The sequence below is a fragment of the Streptomyces barkulensis genome (assembly GCF_002843305.1).
GTDB classification, from domain to species: Bacteria; Actinomycetota; Actinomycetes; order Streptomycetales; family Streptomycetaceae; genus Streptomyces; species Streptomyces barkulensis.
In genome coordinates this window covers 38,105-58,346 of sequence record NZ_PGSG01000054.1, presented here as the reverse complement: position 1 = coordinate 58,346, position 20,242 = coordinate 38,105, and the positions used below count along the sequence as shown (strand labels likewise).

General features: G+C 75.2%; 15 protein-coding genes. 5 read left to right on the top strand and 10 right to left on the bottom strand.

Features of this window, described 5'->3' with window-relative positions:
- Positions 1 to 170 precede the first annotated feature (170 nt).
- The 6 genes from CUT83_RS11360 to CUT83_RS11325 form a co-directional block, all read right to left on the bottom strand.
- Entirely contained in the window at positions 171 to 1,799 is a 1,629-nt protein-coding gene (locus CUT83_RS11360; RefSeq protein WP_143688528.1) for an outer membrane protein assembly factor BamB family protein, read from the bottom strand.
- Positions 1,800 to 1,989: 190 nt separating this feature from the next.
- Positions 1,990 to 3,501 carry a membrane-associated oxidoreductase gene (locus CUT83_RS11355; protein ID WP_101255727.1) on the bottom strand — a complete coding sequence of 504 codons (1,512 nt, stop codon included), beginning with the start codon at positions 3,499 to 3,501 and terminating at the stop codon, positions 1,990 to 1,992.
- Positions 3,502 to 3,591: 90 nt separating this feature from the next.
- Positions 3,592 to 5,451 (bottom strand): AMP-dependent synthetase/ligase, encoded by a 1,860-nt coding sequence (locus CUT83_RS11350; RefSeq protein WP_101255726.1) that lies wholly within the window; start codon positions 5,449 to 5,451, stop codon positions 3,592 to 3,594.
- A 305-nt stretch (positions 5,452 to 5,756) separates the two neighbouring features.
- Positions 5,757 to 7,139 carry an alpha-lytic protease prodomain-containing protein gene (locus CUT83_RS11345; RefSeq protein ID WP_101255725.1) on the bottom strand — a complete coding sequence of 461 codons (1,383 nt, stop codon included), beginning with the start codon at positions 7,137 to 7,139 and terminating at the stop codon, positions 5,757 to 5,759.
- 149 nt (positions 7,140 to 7,288) lie between these two features.
- Entirely contained in the window at positions 7,289 to 8,986 is a 1,698-nt protein-coding gene (locus tag CUT83_RS30075) for a DNA translocase FtsK (RefSeq protein ID WP_158238996.1), read from the bottom strand.
- 243 nt (positions 8,987 to 9,229) lie between these two features.
- Positions 9,230 to 10,204: a LysR family transcriptional regulator gene (locus CUT83_RS11325; protein ID WP_101255724.1), complete on the bottom strand. Its 975-nt coding sequence runs from the start codon at positions 10,202 to 10,204 to the stop codon at positions 9,230 to 9,232.
- Between the two features lie 113 nt (positions 10,205 to 10,317).
- Here CUT83_RS11325 and CUT83_RS11320 point away from each other — a divergent pair, with 113 nt between their 5' ends.
- Positions 10,318 to 11,145, top strand: coding sequence for a methyltransferase domain-containing protein (locus CUT83_RS11320; protein ID WP_240957879.1), 828 nt, complete (start codon positions 10,318 to 10,320; stop codon positions 11,143 to 11,145).
- On the opposite strand, the gene map is transcribed toward CUT83_RS11320, so the two are convergent.
- Positions 11,132 to 11,899: a type I methionyl aminopeptidase gene (map, locus tag CUT83_RS11315; protein ID WP_101255722.1), complete on the bottom strand. Its 768-nt coding sequence runs from the start codon at positions 11,897 to 11,899 to the stop codon at positions 11,132 to 11,134. The two genes, CUT83_RS11320 and map, sit on opposite strands and share 14 nt — an antisense overlap.
- Positions 11,900 to 11,989: 90 nt before the next feature.
- Between map and CUT83_RS11310 the strand changes: the two genes are divergently transcribed.
- Both CUT83_RS11310 and CUT83_RS11305 read left to right on the top strand, forming a co-directional pair.
- Entirely contained in the window at positions 11,990 to 12,265 is a 276-nt protein-coding gene (locus tag CUT83_RS11310; RefSeq protein WP_101255721.1) for a helix-turn-helix domain-containing protein, read from the top strand.
- A 191-nt stretch (positions 12,266 to 12,456) separates the two neighbouring features.
- Positions 12,457 to 12,966, top strand: a complete 510-nt coding sequence (locus CUT83_RS11305) for a GNAT family N-acetyltransferase (protein WP_240957880.1) — start codon at positions 12,457 to 12,459, stop codon at positions 12,964 to 12,966.
- Here CUT83_RS11305 and CUT83_RS11300 read toward each other — a convergent pair.
- The 3 genes from CUT83_RS11300 to CUT83_RS11290 form a co-directional block, all read right to left on the bottom strand.
- Complete coding sequence (locus CUT83_RS11300) at positions 12,950 to 15,628, bottom strand: multicopper oxidase domain-containing protein (RefSeq protein WP_206282610.1); 2,679 nt, start codon at positions 15,626 to 15,628, stop codon at positions 12,950 to 12,952. The genes CUT83_RS11305 and CUT83_RS11300 overlap by 17 nt on opposite strands.
- Before the next feature lie 146 nt (positions 15,629 to 15,774).
- Positions 15,775 to 16,959 (bottom strand): DUF8744 domain-containing protein, encoded by a 1,185-nt coding sequence (locus CUT83_RS11295; protein WP_206282611.1) that lies wholly within the window; start codon positions 16,957 to 16,959, stop codon positions 15,775 to 15,777.
- Positions 16,956 to 17,684 carry a helix-turn-helix transcriptional regulator gene (locus tag CUT83_RS11290; protein ID WP_101255718.1) on the bottom strand — a complete coding sequence of 243 codons (729 nt, stop codon included), beginning with the start codon at positions 17,682 to 17,684 and terminating at the stop codon, positions 16,956 to 16,958. The genes CUT83_RS11295 and CUT83_RS11290 overlap by 4 nt, the downstream gene beginning before the upstream one ends.
- A gap of 68 nt (positions 17,685 to 17,752) precedes the next feature.
- Here CUT83_RS11290 and CUT83_RS11285 point away from each other — a divergent pair, with 68 nt between their 5' ends.
- Together CUT83_RS11285 and CUT83_RS11280 are read left to right on the top strand one after the other, a co-directional pair.
- Positions 17,753 to 18,574 (top strand): DUF2249 domain-containing protein, encoded by an 822-nt coding sequence (locus tag CUT83_RS11285; protein ID WP_101255717.1) that lies wholly within the window; start codon positions 17,753 to 17,755, stop codon positions 18,572 to 18,574.
- A 168-nt stretch (positions 18,575 to 18,742) separates the two neighbouring features.
- A complete protein-coding gene (locus tag CUT83_RS11280; RefSeq protein ID WP_206282612.1) occupies positions 18,743 to 20,239 on the top strand; it encodes a multicopper oxidase domain-containing protein in 1,497 nt (498 codons plus the stop codon).
- Positions 20,240 to 20,242 lie beyond the last annotated feature (3 nt).

The window sequence follows — 20,242 nt, the reverse complement described above, 5'->3', positions numbered from 1 at the left end:
GGGGGCGCCCTCGACCATTGGCCTCGATCTCTCGTGAAGGTCCGCCGACGGGTCGTCCCGGCCGGAAGAGGTCTTCGGCCGGGGGCCCGTGACGCGCACGAGCGGCCCCGTGCTCCCGCTGTCGAGGAGCACGGGGCCGCCGGGGTGGAGCGGGGGCCGGGAGCGCCGGGTCAGCGGAACGCCAGTATGCCGCCCTTGTTGAGCCCGGCATCGTCGTAGTACATGTGTCTCACCAGGAAGAGCCCGCCGTCCTGCCAGTACGGGCGACCGCTGCCGGTGGCCGGGATGCTGCGCTGCGCGTCCTCCTCCTGTGCGGGCAGTTCCATGTACGGGGTCGCCTCGCCCGTATCGGGGTCGATCAGTGTGAGCACCCCCGCCTTGGCCATCGGGTACGTTTCGTAGCTCATCAGCTTGCCGTCGTGCATCGTCAGCGGACTGGCGAGGCGTTCCCCGGTGGGTTCGGAGCGCCACTTCGGCTTGCCGTCGGACAGGTTGAACGCCTCGATGTCGGCGGTGGTGCCGTTCTCGCCGGCGATCAGGTACGTCTGCAGGTAGAGAGCGTCGTTCGCCTTGTCGACGACGACGTTGAAGCAGCCGGCCAGGGTGATGCCCTCGCAGATGAACCGGTAACGCTTCTCGGGGATGGTGATCTTCGACCGCGGCTTGCCCTTGTCGTCCAGGATCATGATGTCGGTGATCTCGATGGAGTCGCCGGCCCGGACGCCGAACACCGGAGGGTCGACCGAGTAGATGTGGACGATCTCGGTTTCCCCGGGAGCTTTCCACTCCCAGCCCTTGCCGCCGTCCTCCTCGACCAGTTGGAGCGATTGCTTCTGCCCGTAGTCGCACTCGACCTTTGCGATGAGCCGCGAGCCACCGACGTAGGACGTGTCGCCGCAGTCGGAGTTCTCCTCCGTCTCCCACAGGCGCTTGCCGGTGTCCAGGTCGTAACCGACGGCGTCGCCGTTCCAGGCCGCGGCGACGGTACCGCCGCTGAGCGCCATCTCGGTGGAACCGAACTCGTTCATGTCCGAGTCCTCGCTGGGCAGGTCCTTGCGCCACAGCTCCTTGCCCTGGACGAGGTCGATCACCATGATCTTCTCGCACCTGCGACCCCACTGCAGTGCGGCCTTGCCGTCCGAGGAGCGGGGAGTGGCAACACATTTGGGACCGCGGGTCAGATCGATGCTCCATGCCTCCTCGCCGGTCTCCATGTCGTAGGCGGTGACGGCGTCGAACGACGCGTTGACGAGGTTCCCGCCGGCGAACCAGGTGCCGTGGCTCTCGAAGACCACCTTGTCCAGGTCGGGCAGTTCCGCGGGGCCCACCTTCCAGGCCAGTTCGGCGCGGCCCTTGCGCTCGGTGCCGCCCCCCTTCTCCCCGGCGTCGCCCTCCTTCCCGGCCTCGGAGCCGTCGCCGGTGTCCGCGTTCTTCCGGGCGGTCTTCTCGCCGTCGTCCCCGGTCAGGAACCACACCCCGCCACCGGCGAGGAGCAGGACCGCCACGACCGCGGCGACGATCGCCAGGACCTTGCCCTTCCCGCCGCCACCGCCGGTCGGCGGCTGGCCCCCAGCGCCGGGCACGGGCTGCTGCGGGTACTGCCCGTACCCGTACCCGTACCCGTACTGCCCGTGGGGCGGCACACCCGGCTGCGGGGGCCCTGCGGGCGGCTGCTGGGACGGTTGCTGCGGTTGCTGTTGCGGCGGCGCGGGGTACTGCGGGTAGCCGTAGGACGGCGGGGGCTCCTGCGGCGGGCCGAAACCCTGCGAGGGCGGCTGGTTGAACGGCGGCTGCGACATGGGCCTCTCGGTCACGCACGGGCCGGCTGCCCGGTCCCCCGGACCTTCGTGGGACGGAGCCGGACGGAAGCGGTCCACCGCTTCTCGACCTGGAACACCGGCGGTTGAAGTCGGATTCTTTCTATCACCCGCCCCGCCAGGGCCTGTTGGGGGAGCGGTTCCAGGTCCCGGCCTACCGGCGCGGGCGCGGTCACTGGCGGCCGAGGGCGCGGGTGATGCCCGCCGCCGTGGTGGTGGCCAGGATCCAGCCGGTGACGACGAGCAGGTACGCCAGCCACTGGTACGCGCCTTCGGGTGCGAAGGCGGCCTCCTGGCCGAAGCCGACGACCGGCAGCAGCAGGTCGAGGGTGTAGAAGAGGGGGTTGAAGTCGGGTGCCTCGTCTGCCTTGAGCGGGCGGGGGTGCTCCCCGGCGAAGACCAGCGTGCCGGCGAGCAGCAGCGCCAGCAGCCAGCCGGCCGCCCGCATCGGGCGGAAGCCGTAGCCGACGGTCGCGTCCTGGAGATGTCCCCAGAGCCTGGCGTACGGGGGCAGGGTGCGGCGGTGGCGGCGCAGTCTGGCGAGCTGCACGGTACGGGCGCCCGCCTCGTCGCCCGCGGTGCGGTACGCGGTGGCCAACTGCTCGTAGGTGTAGGGCAGGTAGCCCGTCTCCTCGCGTTCCAGCAGCGGCAGCCGCCGCTCGGCGGGCAGATGCGGGGTCAGCCTCCGGTAGGTGAGCCCGTCGAGCCTGACCCGTTCGGGCCACACCTCCGGGGCGGCGTCCAGCAGGTCGAGCTGGGCGCCGCGCAGGTTCACGGCGCCCTGGACCGGGGCCGTGCCGCGCAACCACAGTTCGCCGATGGTGCTGACGCTGGCCCTCAGCGCCTGCCCGGAGGGATTGGAGAGCCGCGCGGAACTCAGGACGAGCCGGCGGGGGATCGTGGCGCCACTGAGGTTGACCATGCCGCGGGCGCGCAGCCGGGCGGCGCGCAGATCGGTGCCGACCGACAGGGTCTCGGCCTCCAGTGCGAGGCCGCCCGGGTCGTGGAGTTCGGCGTCGTCGAGGTTCACCAGTCCGCCGATGGTGGCGCCGTCCAACCGCACCCGGCCGTGTGCGGTGAGTCCCGTGGCCCAGACGTCGGTGCCGACCGTCGCGTGGTTGAGCTGGAGGGCCGGTTCCGGCCGCTCTCCGGGGCCCTCCCGCTCCGGGCCCGGCGGCGGACCGCCCTGCGCACCGGGGACGCCCAGCACCGCGCCGTCGAGGAAGAACGCCCCGGTCAGCTGCGCCCCCGCGAGCCGTACGGGGCCGGTGATCCGGCAGCCGGTCATCCGCAGCACGATGTCGACGCGCAGGGTCCCGGCGGTGAGGCCGGGGAGCACCGAATCGCTCAGGACGAGGGCGCGTATCCGCGCCCCGTAGAGGTTCGGCGGCTGCTCGAAGTGGCAGGACCGCAGCCGTACGGCGTGCTCGACCGTCCCGTACATGAGGTCCAGCCGGCCGGTGACGCGCGCGCCGGTCAGCTTCAGGCCGGGCACCTCGCCGCCGGTGGTGGGGCCGTCGAGCAGCAGTGCCCGCAACACCTCGGCGCGGATCGTGCGCCCGGGGCCCCACGAGGCGCCGTCCGCCGGGTCGTCGTCCACGCTCTCGCGCAGATCGACGCCCTTGTTGAGCGGGAAGGCCCGCCACACGCGGAGCTCGGCCGGGGTGAGGTCGGTGATCTCCACCCGGCGGATGCTGCCGTGGTTCCGCCGGGGGCGTCAACTCCGTTTCCGGGAAGGGTATTCCGAGGTTCCGGTGTGGCCCGGACGCAGGGCTCAGGAGGCGTAGAGGGCCTCGATCTCGGCCTCGTACATCTTCGCGATCGCCGCCCGCCGCATCTTCAGCGACGGTGTGACCAGGCCCTCCCGCATGCTGAACTCCGCGGGCAGGATCCGGAAGGCCCGGATGGACTCCGCACGCGACACCGCGTTGTTGGCCTTGGACACCGCCCGCTGGACCTCCGCGTGCAACTCCTCGTCGCGCAGGACCTCCCGGGGCGGCAGCGGCTCCCGCTCGCGCAGCCGGAACCACTGTTCCAGCGCCTCGGGGTCGAGGGTGACCAGCGCCGCGACGTAGGGGCGGTCGTCGCCCACGACCAGGCACTGGGAGATCAGCGGATGGGCGCGGACGCGGTCCTCCAGGACCTGCGGGGCGACGCTCTTGCCGCCGCTGGTGATGATGATGTCCTTCTTGCGCCCGGTGATGACCAGATAGCCCTCGTCGTCCAGGTGGCCGACGTCCCCGGTGGCGAACCAGCCGTCCCGCAGCACCCCGGCGGTCGCCTCGGGGTCGTTGAGGTAGCCGGCGAAGACGACGTCGCCGTGCACCCAGATCTCCCCGTCGCGGGCGATGTGGATCGAGTGGCCCGGCATCGGGCGGCCCACCGTGCCGAACTTGACGCGGCCCATCGGCTGGCCGGTCACCGCCGCGGTGGTCTCGGTCAGCCCGTAGCCGTCGTAGACCGTGATCCCGGCGCCGGCGAAGATCAGACCGAGTTCGCGGCGCAGCGTGGAGCCGCCCGAGACCGCGTACCGCACCCGCCCGCCCAGCACCGCCCGCAGCTTCCGGTACACGGTGCGCTCGAAGAGCGCGTGCGAGGCCCTGAGCACGGGGCCGGGCCCGGGGCCCGTGCCGGCGTCGCGCCGCTCCACGGCCTCGGCGTAGCGCACCGCGACGTCCATCGCCCGGTCGAACACCTCGCCCTTGCCGGCCTCCAGGGCGGCCTGTCGGGCCTTGCGGTAGATCTTCTCGAAGACGTAGGGCACGGCGAAGACGAACGTCGGCCTGAAGGACGCGAGCGCGGGCAGCAGCTCGGCGGGCGCGATCTCGGGCTGGTGGCCCAGGAGCACGCCGTTGCGGACGCAGAAGACCTGCACCATCAGGCCGTAGATGTGGGACAGCGGCAGGAAGGCGAGGATGGCGGGCCGCTCGCCCTGCGCGGCGATGAGCCCGGGCCAGCCGGCGAGCAGGATGTCGCACTCGGCCGCGAGGTTGGCGTGGGTGATCACGCAGCCCTTGGGGCGGCCGGTGGTGCCGGAGGTGTAGGTGACGGCGGCGACCGAGCGCGGTGTCACCGCCAGGCGGTGGCGGTCCACCAGATCGTCGGGGACGCCGCGCCCCAGCTCGTTCAGCTCCCGCAGGCAGCCGGTGTCGAGCTGCCAGATACGGCGCAGCGACGGCGCCGCGTCGCACACCGAGCCCACCGTCATGGCGTGCTCCTCGTGCTCGACGACGACCGCCGCCACCTGCGCGTCGGCCAGGATCCAGCGCACCTGCTCGGCGGAGGAGGTGGGGTAGACGGGCACGACCTGGGCGCCGATCGTCCACAGCGCGTAGCTGAACAGCGTCCACTCGTAGCGGGTGCGGGCCATCACCGCGACCCGGTCGTCGAACCGTATGCCGTCGGCCAGCAGGCCCTTGGCCAGGGCCCTCACCTCGTCGCGGAAGGCGGCGGCGGTGACGGTGGTCCACTCACCGCCGGCCGGATCACCGCCCGCCCGGTCACCGCCCGCCGGGTCCGCACGGCGGGCGAGCTGCGCGAAGTGCGGGTCGCGTTCGGCCAGTTCGTGGACCGAGTCCGCCAGCCCTCCCTTCCGCATCGGCTCCACCACGGGCGGAAGGCTGAAATCGCGCACGGCACCCCCATCACCGAACCTCTGCCGCATCGCGTTCCGGGCGGCAGGGGGCGAAAAATACCGATGAACGCGCCCGTTGCCCAGGGCTTGATCAAAAACCGTTCTCCTGTGCGACTCCTCCGGGCGGATGCGATTCCTCCGGGCGGGCCGGGCCTCGCGACGGCGCGCGGCGCGCGAGGCACGACCGCGGCCGGAGGGCGCTCCCCCCATGGGACGCCCTCCGGCCTCGTGCCGCCCGCGCACCCGGGCGGCACGCGGCGGTGGTCAGGAACGGGATCGGACTCCGGCTCGAGTCAGGACGGTGCTCACACCCGCTGCCACAGAGCCGGGGTGTTCGGCGGCTCCCAGCCCGGCTGCGCCTGGTGGCCCTGGAGGCAGCGGTAGGTCGCGCCCCCGTAGGTCACCTGGTCGCCGGCCGAGTAGACGGTGCCGGCCTGCCAGGTGCCGCCCGGCGGGTCGGTGGGCGGGTCGGTGGGGTCGGGGTCGGGGCCGCCGCCGGTGGTCTTCAGCGTCAGGCCGTAGGCGGAGAGGATCTCGTTGACCGGCTGGTGGTACGTGGTGCCGCCGGTGCGGCAGTTGCCGGAGCCTCCGGAGGTGACGCCCTGGGCCTGGCTGCCGGAGATGTAGGAGCCGCCGGAGTCGCCGGGCTCGGCGCACACGGTGGTCCGGGTCACGCCGGTGATGGTGCCCTCGGGGTAGGTGACGCTGGTGTTGTGCTGCTGGATGGTGCCGCAGTGCCAGCCGGTGGTGGAGCCCGAGCGGCATATGGACGCGCCCACCGCCGCCTGCGTGGAGCCCGCCACCTGGACGTTGCCGCTGGAGGTCTTCACGTACGGGGTGGCGGTCCAGCTGGAGTTGGCCGCGACCCAGGCGTAGTCGTTGCCGGGGAAGGAGGAGCCCTGGAAGGTGCCCAGCGCCACCTGGTTGTAGCCCGAGACGCTGGTGCCGGTGCGGCCGCAGTGGCCGGCGGTGGCGAAGCCCTGCTGGCTGCCCCTGGTGACGGGGAAGCCGACCGAGCAGCGGCCGGAGCCGCCCATGTAGTACGCGTCGCCGCCGCGCAGGTCGTACAGCGGGCGGGGCCGCTCGGCGGACTTCACCACGCGCACCAGGCCGCCGTCCACGCCCGCGGCCTCGGCGAAGGCGCGGGCCTCGGCGGTGTCGGAGGCGCGGACGACCACGGAGTTGGTCTTCACGTCGACGTACCACACCGGCGCGGCGGTGGTGGCGTTCTTCCCGGCGGCCCGGTCCAGCGCGGCCTTGGCGGCGTCGAGTTCGGCCAGGGTGTGCTCGACGACCTCGGCCCGGGCGCCCGCCCCGGTGATGGCGGAGGCCTCGGAGGCGTCGGTGGTGGCGACGGTGAGGGTCGCGGCGTCGTCGCCCGCCACCCAGGCGCCGGCGAAGTCGCCGCCGAGCGCCAGGCGCAGTTTCCCGGCGGCCTCTCCGGCCCTGCTCTCGTTCACCAGCCGGTCCTTCGCCTCGCCGACGGTGAGGCCGAGATCGCGCTGCATGGCCTTGAGCAGGCCGGGCGGCACGGAGGACAGGGCGGACGAGGCAGGGTGGGCGTCCGCCTTCCGCGGGGCGGACGCGGCGGGGTCGGCCGTCGCGGTGCCCGGCAGCAGTCCGGTCAGGGCGAGTGCGCCGGCCGCCACGGCGGCCGCGCACGCGCCTGCGACGCGTCTGTGGAGCATGTGGTTCTCCTCGGTTTCGTCGGGGTGACCGAAACCGTAGACGCGGACGCGGTGGGGGGAGGAGCTGTCAACTCCCCTCCCCCCACCGCGTTATGGAAGCCGCCGCACCCCGTGTGGCCTGCGGATTCCATCGTGCCGCAGTGCGCGGATCAGTGCTTGCCCGCCGGGGCGAGGTGGTCCAGGGACGTGGCCAGGGCCTTGCGCCGCCCGTTCTTGGCCGGGGCAGAGACCACTTCGAGCTCCTCGAGCGCGTCCAGGGCGCGCCGGGCGGCCGTACGGGAGAGGGAGAAGCGCTGCTGCACGTAGACCATGCTGGCGTTCTGCTCGGTGACGACGGCCTGTGCGATCTCGCGGAGCGTCCCGGCGTCCATCCCGGCGGCCTCCGCCTGCCGGGCGAACGGACCACCGGCGGACTCGGCGTCGGATTCGGATTCGGCCGGTCCGGGCTCGGTGGGCGGCTCGGCGGCCGCGGCAGGCGTCTCGGCGGCCTCGGTCTCCCCGGCCGACGGGGCCGCCTGCTTCACGATGCGCGCGGCGGGCGCCTGGACAGGTTCCTCGGAGGAGCCCTCGGAGGAGCCCTCGGAGGAGTCCTCCGAGGCCGGCCCGGGCTCCGGGGTGGTGTCGTCGGCGTCCCCGGCGGGCACCGTGAGGGGCTCTGCGGCTGCGGCTGCGGCTGCGGGCGCGGACGACGCGGACTCGTCGACCTTCTCGACAGCCGGCTCCGGCTCCGGCTCCGGCTCCGGCTTTGGTTCCGGCTCCGGCGTACGGGGCGCCGGGTCCTCGGCCACGGCAGTGGCGGGCGCCTCGGCGGGCTCATCGGCTTCCGGCGCGGACGCCTCGACGGGTGCGGAGGGTTCGTTCCCGGCGGAGGGCTCCGGAGCAGCGACCTTGCCGCCGTCGGCCTCCCCAGCGGCTTCCGCGGCTTCCGCGGCTTCCGCGGTCTCCGCGGTCTCCGCGGTCTCCGCGGTCTCCGCGGTCTCCGCGGTCTCCGCGGTGGCCGGGACCGCCGGGGCGGCCTCCTCGGCCCGGGGAGCGGGGATCTCGGCGGGGGCTTCGGTCTCCGGGGCAGGCGTCTCGGCCTTCACCGTCTCCACGGTGGGGGAGGCGGGTTCGTCGGCACGGGGCTCCGGTTCCCGTGTGCTCTGCTCGGGCTCCGGTGCGCGGGGAGCCGAGTCCCGGCTCTCCTCCCGGTCGGACCGGTCCGACCGGTCGGGCTGAGGGGCGGAGTCAGTGGGACCGGAGATGAACAGACCGCCCGCCGAGAGCCGTTCCGGAGCGGTCTCCTCCACGGAGACCGCCTCCACCAGGACGGAGCCGGAGGCACTCTCCTTCTCCTCCTCGTGGTGCTCCGTCTCCTGCCTCGGCTCGGTGCGCGGCTCCGGCTCGGCGTGGACGGTGGCCTCAGCCTCCGCCGCCTCCGCCGCCTCCGCCGTCTTCTCGGCGGCCTCTCCGGCTGTCTTCTCGGCCTCGCCCTGCCCGGCGGTCCGCTCACCGGCCGCCGCGCGTGCGGCACCGCGCCCGCCCGCCGGGGCGCGGCGGCTCAGCAGGACACCGGCCCCCGCCGAGACGAGAAGGACGGCACCGCCCGTCAGGAGCGGTACGGAGCCGACAACGACCCCGAGGACGATGAGGAGCAGGCCGACCAGCCCCAGGGCCGCGAGCACAGGCGCGGCCGTCTTCGTACGGTTCTTCCCGGCGGGACGCGGAGCGTCCTCCCGTGGGGCCTCCGCCTCCGCGGCGGTCCGGCCCACTCCTCGGCAGCTTCGGCCTTCGCTCTCGTGGTGGCCGATGACCCCGTCGGTCACCGGCGCCCGCTGCTCGCAGACCGGGCATGTATCGCGACGCATTCAGCCCCCTTGTGGCACTTCCCAGGACGACGGACTGTAGCGGACCGGGGGATGTCATCGTGGGGGTGGTACCGGCACTCCGCATCCGTCCGGGCGTACGCCCCGACCAGCGGCCCGCCGGCCGCCGCACAACTCCGTTCCGCTACGGGAGCCTTGGCGGTCGGGCCGGGCGGGCCGCCGTGGCGCCGGTCAGGCGCCCCGGCGTGTCGTGCGAGGCCGTATCGTCCGACTGTCATCCCGCGGTCATCCGACCGCGGCAGGGGAAGTCGCCCCGAACCCGGAGTGGTCGGCCAGCCACCGCGTGTAACTGGCGCTGCGGGCGGCTGCCTCGGTGTGCGCCGCGCGGGCCTGGGCGACCACCGAGCCCGCGACGCCCGCCGCGGAAGAGCCCGGATGCCAGCCGACCAGATGCCGCCAGTGCAGCGGAGCCCCGGCCAGCGGGCGGGTCACCACGCCCGGGGTCGGCGGGAACGTGGCCCGGCACAGTCCCACCGCCCGTCCCACCTGTACCAGATGGACGCACGAGGCGGTGTCGGTCTCGTAGACGCGGGCGGGGGTGAACCCGGCGCGGGCGCAGACGGCGGCGAAGCAGTCCGCGAAGCAGCCGTCCCCCGGTACGTCAGCCCAGGACTCCCGGGCCAGCTCGGCCAGTTCCACTTCGCGCCGCTCGGCCAGCGGATGGTCCCGGCCCAGCATCACGAACACCGGATCGACGGCGATCTCCCGCCACACCAGCCGGTCCGCCGCGGGCGGCGGACTCTCCCCGCAGGCGCCGACCAGGGCGAAGTCCACCCGTCCCTCGACCACCAGCGCGGCGATCTCCCGTTCCGACCAGGAGGTCCGCGTGGTCACCGCGACCTGTGGATGGGACTTCGCCAGCCGGTCCACCAGGCCGCCGAGCAGCGGCCCGTGCGTACCGCCGAGCCGGAAGCGCGGCATGCCCTCCCACGCCCGCGCGAACCGTACGGCCTCCTCCTGGAGTTCGCGCACCGCGGGCAGCAGCACACAGGCACGGTCCAGTACCAGCTCGCCCAGCGCGGTCGGCCGGACCCCGAACCGGCCGCGGGTGAACAGTGCCCCGCCCAGGGCGCGTTCGATCCGCTTGAGCTGTGCGCTGAGGGCCGGCTGGGCCAGGCCCAGTGCCGTGGCCGCCCGGGTGAGGCTGCCCGCGTCCGCGATCGCCCGGATCGTCTTCAGGTGCCGCAGTTCCAGGTCCATGCCCGACAGCTTGGGCCGCCCGGTACGTGGGGGCAATACATCGGCAGAGGATTGGTACGGACCACAACTGCGGTACACGGCCGCCGAGTCGGCGCCCGGGTTAGGGTCTGCGCATGTCCGGGGCAGCGCGGAGATTCGACTCGTCCATGGCCGCCTGGCGGCAGTGGCAGCAGGCCCCCTGGGGGCGTCTGCGCTTCACCCTCGCCGAGGCCAACCTCCTGCGTCACCTGGACGGGCTCGGCGACGGTCCCCTGCGGATCCTGGACCTGGCCGGGGGAGACGGCGGCGACGCCGTCCGGCTCGCGGTCCGCGGCCACCGCGTGACCGTGGTGGACCTCGCCCCCGGGATGCTGGCAGCCGCCGGGGAGCGCGCGGAGGCGGCCGGAGTAGCCGACCGCGTCACCCGCGTCCGGGCCCGCGTCGAGGAGTTGCCGCGGGAGATCGCCTCGGGCGGCTGGGACGTCGTGCTGTGCCACAACGTCCTGCAGTACGCGGAGAGTCCAGCCGCGGCGGAGGAGATGCTGGCGGCGGCCGTGGCGCCGCTGCGGGAGGGCGGCGTACTGTCGGTGATGGCCGTCAACCGCCACTCCGCCCCGCTGGTCGCGGCCGTACGCGAACTGGACCCGGCCGCCGCGCTGGCGGCCCTCGGCCGGGACCGCGCCGACGGCCGCACCTTCGGCACGGACATGACGCTGTACACCGCCGAGGAGATCGCCTCCCGGCTGGAGGGCCTGGGCTGCCCGGGGGCGGCGCACTACGGCATCCGCAGCGTCAGCGACTACATCACCGACGACGAGCGCAAGTACGACCCGGCCTTCTACGCCGACCTGGAGCGGCTGGAACTCGCGGTCACCGACCGGCCCGCCTACCGGCACACCGCCCGCCTCTTCCAGCTGATCGCCCGCAGGGAACCCGGCGCGGGTCCGGTCAGGGCAGGGTGAGCACGCGCGGGCCCTCGTCGGTGACCGCGACGGTGTGCTCGATGTGGGCGGCCCGGCTGCCGTCGGCGGTGCGCAGCGTCCAGCCGTCGGTGTCGGTGCGGTAGGCGTCGCTCCCGCTGGCCATCAGCATCGGCTCGATGGCGAGGACCAGCCCGTGGCGCAGGGGGAAGCCGCGCCCGGGGCGCCCGCGGTTGGGCACATGGGGGTCCTCGTGCATACGGCGGCCGATGCCGTGGCCGCCGAAGTCCCGCGGCATGCCGCAGCGGGCCGCCTCGGCGACGGCGCCGATGGCGTGCGAGATGTCGCCGATCCGGTTCCCGGCGGTGGCCGCCGCGATACCCGCGTCGAGCGCCTCCCGGGTGGCCTTGACCAGTTCCAGGTCGGCGGGCCGGGGGGTGCCGACGATGAAGCTGACGGCCGCGTCGCCGGTCCAGCCGTCGAGTTCCGCGCCGCAGTCGACGCTGACCAGGTCGCCGTCGCGCAGCCGGTAGCCGTCCGGGACGCCGTGCACGATCGCGTCGTTGACGGAGACGCAGGCCACCGCCGGGAACGGGGTGGGCGCGAAGGAGGGGCGGTAGCCCAGGAAGGGGGAGCGCGCCCCCGCCTCGGCCAGGACGGCGCGCGCCGCCTCGTCCAGCTCCCGCAGGGACACGCCGACGCCCGCCGCGTCCCGGGCGGCCGCGAGGGCCCGGGCAACGACGCGCCCGGCCTCCCGCATGGCCTCCAGTGCCGCGTCGGTCTTGATCTCCACCATGCTGTGCCACTTCTCCCTGTGCGTGTCGTGCTGTCGCAACGCGCCGGGTCGGCGCGCTCCAATTCTTATACCGGTATTAGTATCACGGTCATGGTGAGAACTCCTCTGACCCCGTGGGAGCGGCAGCGCGGGGAACGGCTCGGTGCACTGCTGCGCGAAGCGCGCGGCGGGCGCAGCATGGTGGAGGTCGCCGCGGCGGCCGGGGTGTCGGCGGAGACACTGCGGAAGATCGAGACCGGACGGGCGCCGACCCCGGCGTTCTTCACGGTGGCGGCCCTGGCGGCCGTACTGGACCTTCCCCTGGACGACCTGGCCGCCGCCTGTGCCGAGAGCGGCGACGAGGACGGGCGCGCGCTGTCGGCGTGAGGTGCGGCGCTCCCTTCGGCGCGGGCATCGCGGCGACCCCGGTGAGGGCCGGGGACGGCCCGCCGAGGAGCGCGCCGACGTGCTGCCGGAGGCCGCGCGCGACGACCTGCGGCACCACGGCCCGAACCGGGACCCGGACGGGAGGGAAACCGGGAGGCGGCGGGTGCGGCGGGCCTGTGAGGATGAGGCGCGTGAACGACGGACGACCGGACTCCTGGAACATCGCGCCCCTGCCCGTCGGGCATCCCGACTCCGCGGCCCTGCTGCGCGCGTACTACGACGACATCGTCGGCCGCTACCACGGCCGCCGCGCCACCCGGGAGGAGGTCGACGCGGCGCTCGCCGAGGAGCCCAGCGACGATCTCGCCCCTCCCACCGGCCACTTCCTGGTGGGCCGGTGGGAGGGGCGGCCCGCCGGGTGCGCCGGCCTGCGCCTGCTGGAGGAGCGGACCGCCGAGCTGACCCGCCTCTTCGTGCTCCCCGGCGCACGGGGGACGGGCGGCGGCGCGCGGCTGCTGGCGGCGGCCGAACGCGCCGCCGCCGAGGTGCTGGACGCGCGGGTGGTCCGCCTGGACACCCGCGCCGACCTGGTCGAGGCCCGCGCCCTGTACGCGCGCGGCGGCTACGCCGAGATCCCCGACTACAACGGCGGGAAGTACGCCGACCACTGGTTCGAGAAGCGGCTCAGTCCGTCACCCTGAAGGCCCCCTTCGCGCCGCGTTCGGCGTCGCTCATGATGTGCGAGACGAACGGATAGGTGCCGGCCTCGGGGAAGGTCAGCTCCACGAACCCGCCGGAGGCCGGGGCCAGATCCAGCACCTGCGCGCCGCCGCTGCCCGGATCGTCCGGCCGCAGCCGGTAGGCGCCCTCCTGGTAGACGGTGTCGAACTGGCCGCCGACGACGTGGAAGGCGCTCGGCCGGTTCGGCCCGGCCGCCAGCGCCCAGATCCGTACCCGCTCGCCGGTGCGGACGGCCGGCGGGTCGTAGGCGTACTGGTTGGCGTAGCCGTTGAAGACCACGGCGTCGGGCCGCAGGGCCGCCACCTTGCCCGCGTCGGCGGTACCTCCCTGCCCGCCCAGGTACAGGTCGGACTGGACCAGCAGGAACTCCCGGTCGACCTCGGGCAGTTGCGGCGGGTCGACGATGACGGCCCCGTACATGCCGTTGGCGATGTGCAGCGACATCGGCATCGTGGAGCAGTGGTACATCCACACCCCGCTGCGCTCGGCGGTGAACCGGTAGGTCAGCGACTCGCCGGGGGCGATGGTGCGCATGGGCTTGTCGGGGGCCAGCGCCCCGGCGTGGAAGTCGATGCTGTGGCCGATCGACCCGTCGTTGACCAGGGTGATCTCGAAGGTGTCGCCGACCCGTCCGCGCAGCACCGGACCCGGCGCGGTGCCGCCGAAGGTCCACAGGGTCTGCCGCACTCCGGGGGCGACCTCGCGCACGGTCTCGCGCACCGTCAGGGTCCGGCGGTGGACGCGCGGACCGGAGTCGCCGCTGGCGGGCGGCAGCGCGGCGTCGCGGGCGGTGAAGCCGGGGGCGGGCTCGGCCATGGGATCGAAGGCGGAGGCGGCCGACTCCCCGCCGGCGCCGCCCTGTTCTCCGTGTTCGCCGTGTTCTCCGTGCTCTGCGGGGCCTTCGGGCTCCTCCTCTCCGGCTGCCCTGCCTCCGCCGCTGCCGCCGGTGGCCCGTACGCCGAACACCATGCCCATCCGCCGGTGCCCCACCACCGAGCACCAGCCCTCCAGATCGCGGCCGACGACTCCCGCGTCCAGCGTCTCCCGCTCGCCGGGGGCGAGCCGGCCGGTGCGGGCGCCGGACTCCAGCACCAGGTCGTGGCCGTCGTCGCCCTCGTTGCGCACCTCGATCACCAGGCGGTTCCCGGCGGGCACCTCGACGGAGGCCGGGTGGAACCGCATCCCGCGCATCACCACCTCCACGGTGGTGGTCTCGCCGGTGGCCCGCACACCCGCGTCCGCCGTGCCGTCCGCCGTGCCCGAGGCGGCGCGGGGCAGGACCGGCAGGGAGCGCACGTCCGCCGCGCCGCCCACCGCGACCGCCAGCACCACCGCCGCCAGCCCCGCGGCGGCGCCGCCCAGGACGCGGTGCGGGCGGGGTTCCGCGGTCCGCCTTCCGGCCGGCTTCCCGGCAGGCGGTGCGGACGGACGCGCGGAAGGCGGTGCGCCGGACGCCGAAGCACCGCCCCGGCGGGCCCGCAGCCCGCCTGCGACGGTGCGGACCAGCAGCACCAGGAAGGCGACCAGCACCCCCAGCAGCAGCACCGAGCCCACCACCCGGACCACCGACGGCACCGGCAGCAGGCACAGCGCCAGCGCGGCGTTGCCCGCGGCCAGCCGGAAGGGCCGGCCCCGCTCCAGCCCGGCGGAGGCGGCCCGTACGGCGGCAGGCCCGCCGCCGAGCACGACCGGCACCAGGAAGGTCAGCGCCCCCAGCAGGGTTTGGGCGATCCACCCGGCGGCCAGCGGCGCGGTCAGGGCCGGCACCCGCGCCGCCGCCTGCGGCCAGGAGGACGAGGTCAGCAGGATCCAGGCCAGGCCCGCCAGCGAGCCGAGCAGCCACACCCCGCCCGCGGCCACCGACCAGGTTGCGAAGGAGCGCGGCGCCTTCGCCCGCGCCTCGCGTACCCAGGGCACACCCGCCACGGCCCACCCGCCGGCGTAGGCGGCGACCCCGGCGGCGGCCAGGGGCGGCGGGCCGGCGAGTACGGCGACGACGGCCGCGCCGAGCCCGGCGAGCAGCACGGGCAGGGCACGGCGGCCCGCGCGCTCCGCCCCGTCCGCCACCTTGGTGCGCAGCATCGTGGGCCACAGGGTGATCAGCGTCCCGGCCACGGTCAGGCCCACCCAGCCCAGCAGATTGACCAGTTCATGGGCCGTCAGCAGCCGTGCGTGGAGGCCGCCGGACAGATCGCCGCGGGCCATGACCACACCCAGCGCGGCGCCCACGGGCAGCAGGCAGGCGGCGGCCACGTAGTAGCGCACGGTCATGGTGAAGCGGCCGGGCAGGGCGCGGCGCGTCAGCCGCACCAGCCACACCGCGTGGGCCGTCACCGCGCCCGCCACGGCCGCCCCGCCCGCCAGGACGGCCGGCCACACCCCGGCGGCCATCCCGCCGATCACGGCGGCGGCACCGGCGTTGAGGCAGACCAGCCGCCACGCGGCCGGGGCCCCTCGGTTCGCCTCCGGCAGCCGCAGCACCGAGGCGGCGAAGTGCCCCGACCAGATGACGATCGCGTTGCTCACCGCGCCGAGCAGCAGCAGATGGGCCATCAGCCAGCGGGCGGACGGCAGGAAGTGGTGCCCGGCCGCCGCGGCGGCGAACAGTGCCAGCCACAGCACCACCACCGCGTTCGCGCCCAGGTGCCAGGAGGCGCGAGGCGAACGCCCGGCGGGCGGCGGGGGCGGGCCGCCGGGAGAACCGGGAGAACCGGGAGAGCCGGGAGAACCGGGAGAACCCGGAGAGGGGGAGCGGGGCGAGAGGAGCGTCACCGGGAGACCTCCGGGGCGGAGGGGGCGGACGAGGCGGACGGCTCGGGTGGTCCGGTCCGGGAGCGCCGGGCGGCGGCCACCGACGAGGACACCGCCACCGCCGCGAACAGCAGCACGGCGGCGATGTTGAGGGCCCCGCCCAGCCGCCAGGCCCACTCCACGCCCCGCAGGTCGCCCATCAGGACGCGCAGGGCCAGCGAGAGGTGCAGCAGCCAGGCCGGTACGGCGAGGGCGGGATGGTAGGGCAGGGGGCGGCGCAGCACCGCGGGCAGGATCACCGGAGCGTGGGCCATGATCATCGACAGTACGAAGCCCAGGAACACGCAGTGCACCACCGCGTCGTACCGCGGCCCGCCTGCGATCGGCCCGTACACCAGCCACAGCACCCCGGCCAGGCCCAGCCAGGCGTAGCCGGCCAGCAGGCACGCGGCGCCGAAGCGGGGCAGCCCGGTGGAGCGCAGCGTCCGGCGGGCGACGTCGTACGCGGTGAGCCAGCCGACCAGGGCGAGCAGCGCGGCGCCCAGCAGCAGAGTGCCGGCGGCGGGCCACAGCAGGGCGGCGACGGCCCCGGCGAGCACGGCGCCGGAGCAGGCGAGGAAGGAGTGCTCGGCGCGGGGCGGCAGCAGGCCCACCCGGGACAGCTCCAGCCGCTCCCCGGCGATGGTCAGTACCAGGAAGGCGGCCAGCCAGGGCAGCAGCCGGGGCACGTCGAGTCCACCGAGCCACAGCAGCGCGGCGCCCAGCGCGGCCACCGCGCCCCCGGCCTGCACGGCCAGGGCCGGGCCGGGCTGACGTCGCCACAGCCGGACGTAGACCGCGAGCAGGACGGCGGCGCCGGCGACGAGCAGCAGCCCGCCCGGACGGAGCCCGCCGGGCGTGATCAGCAGCAGGCCGCCCGCGCCCAGGCAGGCGGGGGAGAGGTACCCCCAGCGGGCGCCCAGGGCGACCGCCCGCTCCAGCGAAACCAGCGTCCCGGCGAAGCCGAGCACCAGCAGCACCCCGTGCACGCGCGGCAGCCGGTCGGCGTCGACGGGGGCGGGCAGGCCGAGCAGCAGCAGGGCGGCGTCGAGTCCGGCGAGCAGGGCCAGCCCGGCCGGCAGCAGCAGGACGGCGCGGCGGGCGCCCGTACGCCGGGCCGCGGCGGCGGAGGCACGGGCGGGCGCCGCTCCGGGGCCGGTCACCGGTCCCCTCCGGCGGCGTCGTCCCCCGACGGCCCGTGCGGTCCGGCGTCCAGACTCAGCCGGCAGGCGTCCGGTTCGGCGAAGGGGTGCAGCGCCACCTGCTCCGCGTCCCCGCCCAGAGCGGCCAGCCCTGCCCTGACCAGGCCCTCGTGGACGGCGCAGACCACGCCGGGGTACTCGCGGGCGGCCTCGACGAAGGGGCAGCGCGGCAGCCGCACCTCGCGTGCGGTCCCGTCGGGCCCGTCCGGCTGCGGGGCGAAGCCGATCTCCTCCAGCAGCACCAGCACCCTTGCGCGCGCCTCCCCGGGGTCGCGGGCGGGCTCCTGCCCGGCGAGCAGGGCGCGGCCCCACTCCTCCCCGGCGGCCAGGGCGTCGGCGCGCGGGTCGGGGCTGGTGCGGGCGATCCGCGCGGCGAGGACGGTGGCCAGCCCGGCGTACTCGCGCACGGCGGACTGCTGCGGGGCCCGGGCCCGGTAGAGCCAGGCGGGCCGGCCGCGGCCGGCGGCCGGAGCGCGCTCGCGAGCGGCCAGACGGGCGTCGACCAGGGCGTCGAGGTGCTCGCGGACGGTGTTGGAGTGCAGCCCGCACTCCGCCGCGAGGTCGGCGGCCGTGACCGGCTCCGTCCGGCCGCGCAGATGCCGCAGGACCGCTCTGCGCTGCCGGGAGACCGGCGGATGGTCGTCCGAGCCGCCGCCCGGCAGTGGACCCTTATTTTTCACGGACATGTCCGTAGTATATTGCTCGCGTCGGCCCCGGACGACCCGGTGGGCCGCCCATCCTCGGGAGGAAAGCCATGAGCACTCTCACCCTCGCCTCCGACCCCCGGGACGCCGCGGCCGTCGAAGCCGTCGAGGCCCACCACGCCCAGCTCGCGGGCCAGTTGGCCGGCCGGGTCGCGATGCTGCTGGACGCGGCCGACCGCGACCCGGCCGCCGCCGGCCGGGCCCGCGCGGGCCTGGTCGCCTTCTGCGACCGCGAACTCCTCCCGCACGCCGCCGCCGAGGAGTCCGCCCTCTACCCCGCCGCGCACCGCACCGCCGAGGCCCGGCTGCTGGTCGACGGCATGCTCGCCGAGCACCGCAGGATCGGAGCGCTCGTCGAGGCGCTGCGCGCCCCGCTCACCCCGGCCCGCGCGGCGGCCGACGCACGGGCCCTCCAGGTCCTCTTCGAGGAGCACCTGGACAAGGAGAACCACCTGGTGCTGCCGCTGCTCGCCGCCGCGCCCGACGTCTCCCTGGCCGAGATGCTGGCCGGAATGCACGAACTGCTCGGCGGCCACGAGGAGTCCGGCCACGAGGAGTCCGGCCACGAGGAACCGGGCGGGACGGGCCAGGGCGGCGAGGAGGGCGGCTGCGGCGGAGGCTGCGCCTGCGGGGAGACGGACGCCGGGGAAGCGCCCGAACTGGACGTGCGCGAGGTCCCGCACGCCATCCGCCACGCCACGGTCTTCGGAGCGCTCGAGGCCGTCCCCGCGGGCCGGTCCATGGTGCTGGTCGCACCGCACGACCCGCTGCCCCTGCTGGCCCAGATCGAGCAGCGCGCACCCGGCGCCTTCGCGGTGGAGTACCTGGAGCGCGGCCCGCAGGCCTGGCGCCTGCGCCTCACCCACCGCTGACGCGGCCGCCCCCCGGTCCGGACCCGGGACCCCCGGGGCCGGACCGGGGGCCGAAAGGCCCGGCGCGAGGGACCTTCGCCGCCCGAACGCCGGTACGCCCCGGAACGACAATCGGCCTCGATGTCCCGATCATCCGCCGCGACCGCGACGGGACCCTGAGGAGCGCACGTGACCACCCCACCCCCGGCCGAGGCGGCCGACGCCCCGCCACCGGGCATACCCGGCCCGCCGGAATCACCCGAACCGCCCGGCCCGCCCACACAGGCCGACCGGCCGCCCGGACCCCGCGGCGGACCCCCGCCCACGAGCACCTCGCGGCGGGCCCCCCTGTTCGGAGCCGCGGCCGGCGTCCTGCTGACCGTACTGGCCGTACTGGTGGCCGGGACACCGGGCGGCGGAGCGGGGACGGCGGACGGCCGGGGCGCCGGCACCGCCGCCTCCGGGACGCGCACCGTGCGGGTGGAGTTGAGGGGCATGCGGGTCAGCCCCGCCACCGTCGAGGTCCCCTCCGGCACCCGCCTGGTCCTGGAGGTCGTCAACGAAGACGCCATGCGCCACGACCTGCGTGTGGAGGACGGCCCCGCCACCCCGATGCTCGACCGGGGCGGGAGCGCCCGCCTGGACGTCGGAACGGTCACCGCCGACCGCGCGGCCTGGTGCACCGTGGCCGGACACCGTGCCGCGGGCATGAGCATGCGCATCGTGGTACGGGAGACCGGCGCGGGCGGCGCCGGCGGCGACACCGAGCGCCCCGGCGGTACGGCGGACCCCGGCGCCCCGGCCTCGGGGGCGGCCGGGCCGGATCTGACCGCGGAGTTCTCGCCGGGCTGGGCCTCCCGTCCGGCCGCGCTGCCGCCGGCCGGCCCGGGCCGCGTCCACCGGGTGACCCTGCGCACCGTGGAGAAGGACATCGAGGTCGCTCCCGGGGTGCGGCAGCGGATGTGGACCTTCGGCGGCACCGCGCCGGGCCCCACCCTGCGCGGACGGGTCGGCGACACCTTCGAGATCACCCTGGTCAACGACGGAGCCATGGGCCACAGCATCGACTTCCACGCCGGGGCGCTGGCCCCCGACAAGCCGATGCGCACCATCGAACCGGGCCAGTCGCTGGTCTACCGGTTCACCGCCGAACGCAGCGGCGCGTGGCTGTACCACTGCGGCACCGCGCCGATGCTCCAGCACATCGCCAACGGCATGTACGGGGCCGTGGTGATCGATCCGCCCGGCCTGCCCGAGGTCGACCGGGAGTATCTGCTGGTGACCTCCCAGCTCTATCTGGGCGCCGTCGGCAGTGAGGGGCAGGTGGCGAGGATGCGCGCCAACCGCCCGGACGCCTGGGCCTTCAACGGGGTGGCCGGCCAGTACGCCCAGGCGCCCCTGACCGCGCGGGCCGGGGAGCGGGTCCGCTTCTGGGTGGTGGCGGCCGGGCCGGGCGACGGGGTCGCCTTCCACGTGGTGGGCGCGGTGTTCGACAGCGTCTACCAGGAGGGCGCCCGTCTGCTGCGCCCGGACGGTCCCGGCGGGGCCCAGGTGCTCGACCTGGCCCCGGCCCAGGGCGGTTTCGTCGAGACGGTGTTCCCCGAGGCCGGCCGCTATCCGTTCGTCGACCACGACATGCGCCGCGCCGAGGCCGGCGCCCGTGGAGTGGTGGAGGTGAGGAGGTGAACG

Bases quoted from the DNA above. Each gene is read 5' to 3' on its own strand.
- CUT83_RS11360 (WP_143688528.1), bottom strand. From the start codon at position 1,799: ATGTCGCAGCCGCCGTTCAACCAGCCGCCCTCGCAGGGTTTCGGCCCG.
- CUT83_RS11345 (WP_101255725.1), bottom strand. From the start codon at position 7,139: ATGCTCCACAGACGCGTCGCAGGCGCGTGCGCGGCCGCCGTGGCGGCC.
- CUT83_RS30075 (WP_158238996.1), bottom strand. From the start codon at position 8,986: ATGCGTCGCGATACATGCCCGGTCTGCGAGCAGCGGGCGCCGGTGACC.
- CUT83_RS11325 (WP_101255724.1), bottom strand. From the start codon at position 10,204: ATGGACCTGGAACTGCGGCACCTGAAGACGATCCGGGCGATCGCGGAC.
- CUT83_RS11320 (WP_240957879.1), top strand. From the start codon at position 10,318: ATGTCCGGGGCAGCGCGGAGATTCGACTCGTCCATGGCCGCCTGGCGG.
- map (WP_101255722.1), bottom strand. From the start codon at position 11,899: ATGGTGGAGATCAAGACCGACGCGGCACTGGAGGCCATGCGGGAGGCC.
- CUT83_RS11310 (WP_101255721.1), top strand. From the start codon at position 11,990: ATGGTGAGAACTCCTCTGACCCCGTGGGAGCGGCAGCGCGGGGAACGG.
- CUT83_RS11290 (WP_101255718.1), bottom strand. From the start codon at position 17,684: ATGTCCGTGAAAAATAAGGGTCCACTGCCGGGCGGCGGCTCGGACGAC.
- CUT83_RS11285 (WP_101255717.1), top strand. From the start codon at position 17,753: ATGAGCACTCTCACCCTCGCCTCCGACCCCCGGGACGCCGCGGCCGTC.